The following is an 11,910-nucleotide window of genomic DNA, read 5'->3' as shown; positions in this document are numbered from 1 at the left end:
TGGAGTTCATCCAGCATCATCTGCCGAAGATGGGTCACGGTAAACCTCCTGTGACCCGAGGCTTACACAGCCAACAATGCTCAGGAAAAGCCCATGCCGCAGCGGCCGTCGCGCCAGCGACTTAGTTCAAACGTCCTTCAATCCTTCAATCTTCCTCCGAGCGTTAGCGAACGCATTATCGCAATGCACTCGTCGATAAAGCCCTTCACAACGTCAGCAGGTCCAGGCTGCAGTGCGCGTAAGTCTTCACTTCTTCGAGCAGACTTTCGTTCCGGTATCGGCAACGCTCGCGATCATCCATTTTCCGTCGACACGAACCAGGTTGAACAGGTCTGTTCCACAATGATCGACCTTGCCATCCACCAGAAACTCGAACGGCGCCCACACCACGGCCAGATCGTTATCGATCCGGATCAGGGGATCGTGAATGCGTTCTTCGATCTGTGTCGTACCGGGCTTACCTACGCGCTCCGCGAAGGCTTCAAAGGCCATCCGCGTGGGCTTGCCGTCCCGCATCAGCACCATCGTGCCGCCCGGCATCGTGGGCGCCTTGATCGCCGCGGCATCTCGTTTCGACATGCCATCAAACAGCGCATGGATCAGCGCCAGCACGGCTTGCTCCTCCACCGATTGCGCAAACACACGGGCGGCGAGGCTTGTTGCCAGAATCGTACCCAAAAAGAAAACTACCTGCGGCGCGTGCTTCTTCATGCTCGCCAGTCTATCTTGCGAAAATCCCGGGAAACACGCCCCATCCCAGCCATGCGCGGAAATTGCCTCATTGTTGTCAATACCCGGCCACGGCCGAGCGGCGCTATCTCGCACATTCGATTGCGAAAAAAATTCCCGGCACTTTTGCAGATTATTTCTGCGAATTCCCTACACTTGTATCTGTAGCCAAACAAAATAGGGATGAATCGGGTAGCCCGTGGGTCACGTGCCTGCGGTCCATTCCTTGGTGTTGCGCACCACAATACGAGACGGTTTGCCCTAAAAGTAGTGCAAATCGTCGAAATCACCCGCTAAGGGCTTATTGTTGAATACTTTAGAACTTAAGTCCTTCGTTTTCAACGGTTTACACTGGCCCCTTCTCAAGCTAACTCGAATGAAATCAGGACTTTGGGCTAAAAGCATGTCTTTCGGCGAGACACCCGAAACCGCGATGCTTCACCTCTCCAGGGCAGCTCGCTGCACCGCAAATATTTCCTTCATCCCCGTCTCCGCCAGATCGATCAGCCCGTTCAGGTCGCTGCGCGAATAGCTTCCCTTCTCCGCCGTTGCCTGCGTCTCCACAAGCCCGCCGTCCGCCGTCATCACCACGTTCATATCGACCTCGGCCTTCGAATCCTCTTCGTAGCAGAGATCCAGCAGCGGCACACCGCCCACGATGCCCACGGACGTCGCCGCCACCAGTTGCTTCAGCGGCGACTGCTTCAGCGTTCCCGCCTTCACCAGCGCGTTCAACGCAATCGCCAGCGCTACCGCCGCCCCGGTGATCGCCGCCGTCCGCGTGCCGCCATCGGCCTGAATTACGTCGCAGTCGAGAATCACCGTCCGCTCGCCCAGCGCATGCATGTCCACCACGCCCCGCAGGCTCCGCCCGATCAGCCGCTGAATCTCGTGCGTGCGCCCGCCTATCTTGCCCCGCTCGCTCTCCCGAGGCGTCCGCGTCACCGTCGACCGCGGCAGCATCGAGTACTCCGCCGTCACCCACCCCCGGCCGGAGTTGCGCAGCCACACCGGCACCCCTTGCTCGATGGTTGCGTTGGTCAGCACGCGGGTGTTGCCCAGCGTTACCAGCACCGAACCCTCCGCCGTCTGCACAAAATCCGGCGTCAGCGTTAAAGTGCGAAGCTGGTTTGGTTTGCGATCTCCGGGACGAAAAAAGGTGCTATCGGGTGCGCGGTTCATAGGCCGATTGTACGAGACCGCGTCAGGCAATCCGGAAACGGAAATCCCATTCCGGGAAGGACCAATTCGGGAAAGCCGAGCCGATTTGGATGCAACTCGTTTCATTTAAGGGATTTAAGACCACTCCTCTCCAGAGGAGTCCCAAATCGGTCCACTTCCCTCTACGGTCCGTCGCTGTCCTGTATCCGGCCAAATCCGCATAAACCTCATCATGTGAATGTCTTAACCAGATTGTCCGAATTTGGCACGCTGCGTGTATTAGGAAAGGACAGTCCTCATTCTTACGCTCCCGGTTTGGGAGCCTTCGAATGTTCGGACTCGATGACGGGAAAGGGATCAAACCATGCAGCAGATTGAACAATTACGTGAGATTGGCGCAACGGAACAACATCAAGTCGACAAGGTAGTGGAGGTCCTCTCAACCCTTGCCAGCCACGGAGAAAACGTGGCGGAGATCGCCCACGACGCCCGCAACATGGTCACCGCGCTCGACCTCTATTGCGACCTGCTCCAGGAACCCGGCGTTCTCGCCGCATCCTTCGCGCACTACAGCGGTGAACTGCGACTCGTAGCCGCCGCCAGCCGCCGCCTCGTCGACAAGCTCGTCTCCGCGAATTTCGATGACACACCCACCAATGCGCAGGCCGGCGAAGCGAGGATCAATGCCGACCTTTCGCCGGTTTCACTGAAGAAGACAAAGACGAAGCAGTGGAAGAATATTCCCGTCGAGCCCATCCAGAATCTGGCCGAGGAGTTGCTAGCCAACCGCAACCTGTTGGCCGCTCTCGCCGGCCCCACCATTGCTCTAACTGTTGACGCCCAGGGCGGCGCTGTTGCAGTCCGCATGACCAGCGAGGACCTGACACGGATCCTCATCAACCTCGTTAAAAACTCTGCAGAGGCCATGTCCGCCATCGGCAGAATCCACATTTCGCTCTGGGAGAGCCTGGGCGAGCAGAATACTCCGGGGGTGACCCTGAACGTGGAAGACAACGGTCCCGGCCTGAACGGCAAAATGCTGGAAAAGCTCTTCGAACCCAGGAACTCTTCTGTGCCCAGCCGCGATGTCTTTGCATCGGGCGAATGGCCGTTGCCCCACCGCGGCCTTGGCCTTTCCATCACGCGTTCCATCGTCGAGGCTGCCGGGGGCTCAATCCACGCTGCGAACCGTGACCCGGTGGGCGCATGTTTTCAGATCGAGTTGCCCTTGCAAAAGGCATAGCGCTCATCCACATTCCAACACACACGTGATCTGGCTCGCGGCAGGTCTAGGATACGAAGCCAGGGGGATCGCGAACATCGACCGCGTGCAGTCAACCCTCGTCCGGCTCTCGACAGACATCATCTTGATCGACCTGCACAGAAACAGCGAATCAGGCCTGGAAACCGTCGCCGAAATCAAGGCGCTCTATCCCAGCATCGCGGTCATTGCGATGGCGCCTGTGAACTCCGCCAGCGTGGCTCTGGCCGCGGTTCACTGCGGCGCATCCGACTATCTCAACAAACCGTTTACGGTCGACGAACTCGCGTCGGCCCTGGAGCGCGCCGGCGGTCAAACCCGCGTCGATGTGCAGGCACGGCAGCTCAGGGAGCGTCTTCGCCAGCACGAAGGCATGGGACAGATCATCGGCCATACGGCGCAGATGGACAAGCTCTATCGCATTCTTTCGAAGGTTGCGCAGACCACCCATCCGGTCCTGATCCTGGGCGAGAGCGGCACAGGCAAGGAACTCATCGCTCGCACCATCCACACCTTCGGGCCCAACGCCGAGAAGCCGTTTCTGCCCGTGGATTGCGGTTCGCTGGTTCCCACACTCGTTGAAAGCGAACTCTTCGGTTATGTCAAGGGCGCCTTTACCGGCGCCAATCATGCCAAGGACGGCCTGCTTGTCGCCGCTGGAGGTGGAACGGTCTTTCTCGACGAGATCGGCGAACTCTCGATCGACCTCCAGGCCAAGCTGCTGCGGGCCCTGCAGGAACGCGAAGTCAGGCCCGTCGGCGCCACCCATCGCGTCCCCATCAAGGCGCGCATCCTTACCGCTACCAATCGCGACCTGGCCGCGATGGTGAAACATGGCTCCTTCCGTAAGGATCTTTACTACCGCTTGAACATCGTGAATTTGCGCCTGCCCCCGCTGCGCGATCGGCGCGACGACATCCCCATGCTGGTCGCGCACTTTCTCAACAAGATCAACAAGGGCCATCCGGCAAGATTCAGCATTCACGACGAAGCCCTGCGCGCCATGATGCACTACGACTGGCCGGGCAATGTGCGCGAACTCGAAAACGCGGTCGAACATGGCGCCACCATGACATCGGGAGGAGAAATCCAACTGGGCCATCTGCCTACGCAATTGCAGCATGCGCCGCTGGCCGCGCTCCATGCCGCGGCATTGAACGGGAAAAAACAGAATGACGCTTCGTTGCCCGCGATTCTACCGCTCGCCATGCAGGAGCGGCGCGCCATTCTCGACGCGATTCGTAGCACACAGGGCGACAAGCTGACCGCGGCAAAACTGCTCGGCATCGGCAAAACCACCCTCTACCGCAAGCTGAAGGAATACGGAATCAGCGATCCGATGCGGAGCAATTAGCAAAGCATCGGCAGGTCAGGCGCAAAGCCCTGCAGCCGGGATATCTGCTCGCGCGGGGCCAATCGAATAACCGTGATCATCGAAATTGAGGAAGATATGAGCATTCTGATCATCAGTGGCATCGAAGGCATTCGCAATTGCGCCGAGGTTTTCTCGAAACAGCTTGGAATGAAAGTCGACGTTGCCGATGGCCGACGTACAGCTCTCGCGGTGCTGCGCCATAAAGAATTCTCGGCCGTAGTGGTCGATGAGACCCTGGCTGAATGTGACCCGGCAGCCGCGGATGCAATCTGGGAACGATCGGGCCTGGCTATTCCATTGCAGATCAACTTCGCCGTCTCCGGAGCGGCAAGGATCATCCGCGAGATTCGTGCAGCGCTGCAACGGCGCGAGCGCGAGCAGACGGTAGCCCTCAAGGCGGCTTCTGCGTCGATCGAAATGGACCTCAAAAACACCGTCTCCGGGCTGCTGCTGCATTCGCAACTGGCTCTCACCCAGAGCGGAGTGCCAGATGCGGTTGCGGAAAAACTCCGCATGGTTGTCGATCTTGCCGGAACACTGCGGGAGCAGTTATCGGCACCAGCCCCAATCGTTCGAGCGGCAGGTACCTCGTTGACCAATCGCTGAGAAAAACGAAAGGCTCTCCAACTCCGGCACGTTCGCAATTTGACGGCCACCGATCAGCGGCTAAGCCCGGCATCTTCCGTGGTAAGGTTTGGAAAGTTATCATCTCTGCCCAGCTCAGGGTCTGCCGAATACGCGGAGCATCTCCACATGCTTGTGGTCATCTTTACGATCTCGATGTTTCTGAGCGCGGCCCTGCTGTTCGTCGTCGAGCCCATGGTTGCCAAATTGATGCTGCCAATGCTGGGGGGAACTCCAGCTGTCTGGAACACGTGCATGGTGTTCTTTCAGGGAATGCTGCTGGCCGGATACCTCTATGCACATGGCGCAATCCGTTACCTGAACCGCGCGATGCAGGCGGCACTACACATCGCGCTGGTGCTTGCGGCCAGCGCCATCCTGCTTGTGCGTCCGGTCGCGTTGCCTCCAGGCTGGCAGCCGCCAGCCAGTGCGAACCCTACCGTATGGCTGCTCGCCGTCCTCTTCGTCATGGTGGGACTGCCTTTCTTCGTGCTCTCCTCCACGGCGCCCGTACTGCAGTACTGGTTTGCCAACTCGCGGCACAGACTCTCGGCCGATCCTTACTTTCTTTATGCTGCAAGCAACGCGGGCAGCCTGGCCGGGTTGCTGGCCTACCCGTTGCTCCTGGAACCCATGCTCCGCCTCAGCACACAAAGGCTGCTGTGGAGCAGGGCCTTTCCGCTGTTTGCGGTGATGGTGATCCTCTGCGGCGTGTTGTCCCGCAGCTGGATTGGCCAGCATGCCGGATTGGAGCCGAACAGGCCGGAAGAAGGCGCGGCGCCGCCCGGTTGGAAGCAAAAGCTGCGCTGGGTCGCCCTTGCCTTCGTTCCGTCGAGCCTGATGCTGGGCGTAACCACGCGTCTTACGACGGATGTGCCTTCGCTGCCGCTGTTTTGGGTGCTACCGCTCGCCATTTATCTGATCAGCTTCATTCTGGTGTTTGCGCGACGCCAGTTGATCTCCCATGAATGGATGGCGCGGCGCATGCCTGCCCTCGTCCTCTGTGCTCTGATTCCCCAGCTGCTTGAAACCACATTTTCTCTGCTGGTGCTGATCGCGCTCTACCTTGCCCTGATGTTTTGCGTCGCCATGGTGTGTCACGGCGAGTTGTCGCGAGAGCGCCCGGCGGTGCACTTCCTTACGGAGTTCTATTTGTGGATCTCCGTGGGCGGTGTCCTGGGCGGGATCTTCAACTCGCTGGTTGCGCCGGCCGCCTTCCACTCTGTACTTGAGTTCCCGATCGCGCTGGTGCTCGCCGCCTTCCTGCGTCCGACAGTGGGCGCCCCTGTGTTAAGCGGCGACGCGGCGAAGTCCGCGCGGCGAAAGGACTGGGTGCTGCCGATTCTGCTGGGGGCCGCGACCGCAATGTTCTTCATTGGCCTTGACCGTCTGCCGCAAGCGACGCATCTGATTCTTGCGATCGTTGTATTCGCCGTTTCAACCAGCGTGTGCTTCAGCTTCTGCATGCGTTCGCTGCGTTTCGCTCTCGGCCTGGCGGCGATTCTGCTTGCGGCGCATTTTTACATCGGACCTTACGGGCATATTCTCGACAGCGAGCGCAGCTACTTTGGGGTAACACGCGTCACGAACGATGCGTCGGGCCGCTACCGCTACCTGCTGCACGGCGGTACACTGCACGGTATGCAGAGCCTCGACACCGCGCGGGCGAGTGAACCGCTTTCCTATTACACACGCGGCGGGCCCGCCGGTAACGTCATGGCAGCGCTGAGCCAGTGCAATCCGCACGCCAGCGTGGCCGTAGTGGGACTTGGCGCCGGATCGATGGCATGCCTCGGAGATTCGGCAAAGCAACTTACCTATTACGAAATCGACCCGGTTGTCCTGAGGGCTGCGAGCAACCCGCGGTACTTCACCTTTCTGGAGCGATGCGCGCCCAAAGCGCGGTTCGTTCTGGGGGACGCGCGCCTGCAATTAAGAGACACTCCCGACGGCTCCTACAACCTGATCGCTCTCGACGCCTTCAGCGGCGACTCGATTCCCATGCACCTGCTGACGCGCGAAGCCGTAGCGCTCTATCTGCGCAAATTGGCGCCCCGCGGCATCATCCTCTTCCACGTGACCAACCATTACGTGAACCTGCCGCCGAAGCTGGCTAACCTCGCACACGATGCGAGGCTTGTGTGCATGGACGAGACCGACACCGAAGTGACGGCCGAGCAGGCAGCCGAAGGCAAGTTTGCCTCCGAGTGGGTGGTGATGGCCCGTTCGCGGCAGGATCTGGAGCTGCTCCAGGCGTCTCCCTCGGCTCCGTCGCACTGGAGGGCTCTGGAAGGAAATCCGGGAGAGCGCGTCTGGACGGATGACTACTCCAACCTGCTGAGCGTGATTCGCTGGCACTGAGCACATGAATCCGCCCGCACTGTGTGATCCTGAGCCGATTGTGACTCGATGTACCGCTGCCGCGCTACTCCACCAGCGCATCGGCAATGCCAAGGTGCCGATCGAGCGCGTCGATGCCGAAGTCCAGTTCTTCCTTGGTCACAATCAGCGGTGGCGCGATGACGAAGTGGCTGACCCACGCCTGCTGTGCAACCCCGTCGGCCATCATCTTCGCGGCAATCTGATCCACCACGAGCGGCTTGCCTTCGACCTTGTCGCGCATGGTGTTGAAAGGCTGCTTGGTCTTGCGATTCTTCACCAGTTCGACGGCAAAAAACAGTCCGAGCCCGCGCACATCGCCAATCGATGGATGCTTTTCTTTCAAGGCGTCTAACTTCTGGCGCACATAGGGCTCGAGTTCGGCGGAGCGCTCGACCAGCTTCAGCCGCTGCATCTCTTCGATGGTTGTCACTGCAGGCCGCAGCGTGATGGGATGCGCTTCATACGTGTGCCCGTGCGAGAAGTAGTGATCCTCAAAGTGGTCGGCAATCTTTTTCGTCGTCGCGCAAAGGCCGAGCGGCACGTAAGCCGAGGTGATTCCTTTCGCGGTGACGAGGATATCGGGCTTGACGCCCCAATGGTCGACCGCAAACCACTTGCCGGTGCGGCCCCATCCGGCCATGACCTCGTCGTCGATCATCAGCACGCCGTGACGATCGCAGATTTCGCGCAGTCGCGGAAAATACTCTGGCGGCGGAATCAGCACGCCGTTGGTCCCGACCACGGGCTCGACGATAATCGCGGCGACATCGCTTTCGTTTTCGATCATGTGCTCGATGTAGTCGACGCATGCTACGTTGCAGCCGGGGTAGGTGTGCTTGATGGGACAGTCGTAGCAGTTCGTCTCCGGCGCGAAAACAACGCTGCCCCCTTTACCGGCCGGCTCCATCGCCCAGCGCCGCGGATCGCCCGTGGCCGCGATCGAGCCCATCGTCGAACCGTGGTAGGAGCGATAGCGCGAAATGATCTTGTTCCTGCCCGTATACATCCGGGCAATCTTGAATGCGGCCTCGTTAGCCTCGGTCCCACTTGTGGCAAAGAAGAATTTTTCAAGTCCTGCCGGGAGCACTTCGAGTAGCTTGGCGCTGAGCCTGGCACGCGCTTCGGTTGCATATACGGGGCCGACAAAGGCAAGCTCGCGTGCCTGCCGGCCGATCGACTCAACGACCGCGGGGTTCTTATGGCCGAGATTGACGCACATAAGCTGGGCGCTGAAGTCCAGGTAGCGCTTGCCCGCGCCGTCCGTGATCCAGCAGCCTTCGGCGTCGGCGATGGTGAGCGGCTTCCACGTCTTCTGGAAGCGCCACGTGCCGTAATTGGTCTGGCGGGTAAGGCTGCTGATCTCTTCTGCGGTTAACGCTGGGGGGGTGATTGTGTCGGCCATGCTGGACCTCGCATTGGGAATGTTCAACCTATGCTAAGGCGTGAGGCAGGTTCCTGTCCGCAATTCACCTCGGCATCGACGAACAGAGCCGGACTGCCTTGTAGCTATCCACGCCGCCATGCGTCGCCGGGCATGATTCTCTTCATGAACTCGTCAAAAAGCGGAACGGTGAATGCAGTTTCTCCGTGGGTCTGGCTCCAGATCATGCCTTTGGCAATGAGGCCGGAACGGGTTGGAGCGAGAGAGGTGACGCCGCGGCCGAGTTGGTCCGCGATATCGCCGGAGCGTTGCGGATCGGGGCCAAGTTCAGCCATGGCGCGAAGGTATCTCTTTTCGGTTGGTGTGAGGCGATCGAAGCGCACGCGGAAGAAGCTTTCGTCGAGCGCAGCCACGGCTTCGTCGGAGGCGTTTACAACGTCGTCATAACGTATTGGACTGGTCGGAGCGAGGTCCCAGGTGTGTTTGCCCCATTCCTGAAGGAAGTAAGGATATCCCTGCGTCTTCGTGATGATGAGGTCAACGGCGTTGTCGTCGATGAAGGCGCCTTCATTCTGAGCCGGTCGAACGATCGCTTCGCGGGCATCTGGCGGAGCGAGCGGTCCGATCTCGGGAAAATCGAACAGGCGCTCCGCATACGATTTTGCTTCGCCCATGCGCCCGCGCAACTGCGGAAGCCCCGCTCCGACGACGGTGACAGGCAACTGCTCCTGCGCACAGCGATGTAACGCCTGTATCAAAGCCGCCATCTGCGGTTCTTCGACGTACTGAAGCTCGTCGATGAAGAGAACCACGGCTGTTTCGGCCGCCTTAGCAGCAGCGCCGACCTGAACGAGAAGCGTGCCCAGATCGAGTTCAAGATCGCCATTGTCCGCCAATCCCGGCTCAGGATCGTAGTCGAGGCCGACCTCAATATCGTGGTAGTGCACTTTCAATTTGCTCGCGAAACCAGCCAGCGCTTTCAGGCCCCGGATTGCATAGTCCTTTGCGGCCTCTTTCTTGCTGAGATGGAGGAGGGCAAGCCTGAGAGCCGGAGCGAGAAGCGCCGGGAGGGAGCGGTGCTCGGGAGCCTCAATCCGCACGGTGTGAATGCCGCCGGCTTCGGCATCGCGGCGCATCTGATCCAGAAGCACCGTTTTGCCAACCCCTCTCAGGCCGATCAGCATCATGCTTTTGGCTGGACGGCCCAATCGAAGCCGCTGAAGGCGGATCTCGATATCCTTGCGAATCTCATGGCGGCCAGCGAGTTCAGGCGGTGGGCTGCCAGCTCCTGGGGCATAGGGATTGCGAACGGGGTCCATAACTATAGGGAGTTTAGCAGGTTTATGTTAATTTGATAAGTTTGGTAAATTACCTATAACTATCGAGTAGCAGTGAATCAGCCGCTCTGACGCTTCGCTAGCTCGTCCATGTACCATCGTTGGGCCTTGATCTTGAAATATCCGTCGAAAATCAGCTTCGCACGCGCTACGTCGTCGAGTGTGATGGGGCGAGGCGCGATCTTGTTGGCGATCATCTGATCTGCGAGGTTGAGAAAATTGCGCACCATCCCCGTGAATTCCGGCGTCGCCGGCACGCCTTCAAAAAAGGCAGTCATCGAGGTTTCTGCGGTTTCCGGTTTCCCATCCCAATCGCCGTACGCGGCCATCGCATCCTTGAGCGCGGATATGAACTCGATAAAGATGGTCGGTTCAAACTGGAACAAAATATCGTTCTTCGCCATCAGGCCGAGATTGCGGAAGTACCGATGCGTGGACTCAAACTGCTGCTGATTCGCCTGCGCGATGAAGTTATAAACGATACTGATGTTGTTGAGGTCAGGTGATTTCAGCGCTTGGGGCGGCCAGACGATCTTCAGCATTGGCGTGCGATCGACGATGATCTCGCTATCGTGCTCCACATCGCGGATTCTCTCGAAGTACCGAGAGATATATGTAGGTGTGTACCACCAGAAGAATCCCATCGTTCCGATGTTCAGCGCAGTCACGAAAACATAAGTGTTCTGCCAGCCCATGTTCCAGAGATCCTGCACGACAACCTTCTTCGGAACGAAAAGGGTGACGACAAGCTCGTTGCGGTCGCCGCCGCTGTTGATCTTTATCTTCTCGATGCCAGCGTTCCACTCCTTGAACTGGTTCTGACGTATTGAGTGCGACCACGATTTGAGCCGGATTTTGATCTCGAATTTGTTTTCCCAGCCCTCTTCGCCGTCCGCTGGTTTCCGCTTCATTTCGAGGTTGGTCAACTCCATGCTCTTCCTGTCTGCTTCGGCGAAAGTGTCGCGCAGCCATTTCATCCACGCACCGAAGTTGTCTCCGAACTCGGTCTGCTTGTCGAGGCTGCCTTTCGAAAAGATCATCGGCTTCAGGCGCGGGTCATCCATGGCGGCAAGAACCAGTGCATCAAGTCCTGCTCGTCCTTGCCCATCTCACGGAATTCCTTCAACCGTTCCATGTTCAGGCGTGCTTCCGCTGCTTTGATGATGCTCATAGCACGCTTTGCGGAGATGGTCGAGCCGTTCAGATTCGACGGGTCAACGTAGAGGGTGTCGAGCCTGTCCTTGTGAATGCCTCGCGCGAATTCCATGGCGGCGGGTATCGTGTGCCAGTCTCGCAGGTTTTCTCGGCCGGGAAGCCAGATTGCCCAGAACAGCTTGCGCTCGTGATCATCGACCCATTTGAGCGGCGTCTTGGCCTCTTCGTCGGGAAGGAGCGGTTTGCGATCGATGGCGTCAAGGAAGATCATCGAAGACTTGCCGATTTCCTCCAGCGCCATCGTCGCCAAATGGAATGCGATATGGTAGCTGCCAGGTACGGCGCTAGTATGAGCGGCAGAGATGAGTTTTTCTGCGTTTTGAAGGCACGCCTCGATGGCAGGCGTGAACTCTGCAGGGCTCTTCATAGATCAATTCTAAAACTCGTTCGCTGGTAGTAGAGATCAAGCGCTAATTTGATAATGGGAATCGGCCGACTTAGGCGC

Annotated in this window: 10 protein-coding genes; 4 read left to right on the top strand and 6 right to left on the bottom strand. The window is 58.8% G+C overall.

Features of this window, described 5'->3' with window-relative positions; all coding sequences use genetic code 11:
• Positions 1-246: 246 nt before the first annotated feature.
• Entirely contained in the window at positions 247-711 is a 465-nt protein-coding gene (locus WCA10_RS03620) for a nuclear transport factor 2 family protein (RefSeq protein ID WP_472821127.1), read from the bottom strand.
• Positions 712-1,167: 456 nt separating this feature from the next.
• Positions 1,168-1,911 carry a ribonuclease PH gene (gene rph / locus WCA10_RS03615; protein ID WP_472821126.1) on the bottom strand — a complete coding sequence of 248 codons (744 nt, stop codon included), beginning with the start codon at positions 1,909-1,911 and terminating at the stop codon, positions 1,168-1,170.
• Between the two features lie 343 nt (positions 1,912-2,254).
• On the opposite strand from rph, the gene WCA10_RS03610 reads away from it, so the two are divergent.
• From WCA10_RS03610 to WCA10_RS03595, 4 genes are all read left to right on the top strand, one after another.
• Positions 2,255-3,133 (top strand): sensor histidine kinase, encoded by an 879-nt coding sequence (locus WCA10_RS03610; protein WP_472821125.1) that lies wholly within the window; start codon positions 2,255-2,257, stop codon positions 3,131-3,133.
• A gap of 25 nt (positions 3,134-3,158) precedes the next feature.
• On the top strand, positions 3,159-4,505 hold the full coding sequence (locus WCA10_RS03605; RefSeq protein ID WP_472821124.1) for a sigma-54-dependent transcriptional regulator: 1,347 nt from the start codon (positions 3,159-3,161) through the stop codon (positions 4,503-4,505).
• Positions 4,506-4,601: 96 nt separating this feature from the next.
• Positions 4,602-5,132 carry a hypothetical protein gene (locus WCA10_RS03600; protein ID WP_472821123.1) on the top strand — a complete coding sequence of 177 codons (531 nt, stop codon included), beginning with the start codon at positions 4,602-4,604 and terminating at the stop codon, positions 5,130-5,132.
• A 147-nt stretch (positions 5,133-5,279) separates the two neighbouring features.
• Positions 5,280-7,511, top strand: coding sequence for a fused MFS/spermidine synthase (locus tag WCA10_RS03595; protein ID WP_472821122.1), 2,232 nt, complete (start codon positions 5,280-5,282; stop codon positions 7,509-7,511).
• A gap of 64 nt (positions 7,512-7,575) precedes the next feature.
• Here WCA10_RS03595 and WCA10_RS03590 read toward each other — a convergent pair whose 3' ends face one another.
• The 4 genes from WCA10_RS03590 to WCA10_RS03575 all read right to left on the bottom strand — a co-directional run bounded on the left by WCA10_RS03590 (position 7,576) and on the right by WCA10_RS03575 (position 11,832).
• Entirely contained in the window at positions 7,576-8,934 is a 1,359-nt protein-coding gene (locus WCA10_RS03590; protein WP_472821121.1) for an aminotransferase family protein, read from the bottom strand.
• 104 nt (positions 8,935-9,038) lie between these two features.
• Positions 9,039-10,232, bottom strand: coding sequence for an ATP-binding protein (locus WCA10_RS03585; protein ID WP_472821120.1), 1,194 nt, complete (start codon positions 10,230-10,232; stop codon positions 9,039-9,041).
• 77 nt (positions 10,233-10,309) lie between these two features.
• Positions 10,310-11,314, bottom strand: coding sequence for a hypothetical protein (locus WCA10_RS03580; RefSeq protein ID WP_472821119.1), 1,005 nt, complete (start codon positions 11,312-11,314; stop codon positions 10,310-10,312).
• The gene (locus WCA10_RS03575; protein ID WP_472821118.1) at positions 11,296-11,832 is read right to left on the bottom strand and encodes an AbiV family abortive infection protein; all 537 of its coding nucleotides are present in this window, start codon (positions 11,830-11,832) and stop codon (positions 11,296-11,298) included. The genes WCA10_RS03580 and WCA10_RS03575 overlap by 19 nt, the downstream gene beginning before the upstream one ends.
• Positions 11,833-11,910: the final 78 nt, after the last annotated feature.

The organism is Occallatibacter sp., assembly GCF_049582745.1.
Taxonomy (GTDB): Bacteria; Acidobacteriota; Terriglobia; order Terriglobales; family Acidobacteriaceae; genus Telmatobacter.
The sequence above is the reverse complement of the archived record's forward strand: the minus strand, read 5'-3'. Positions and strand labels throughout refer to the sequence as shown.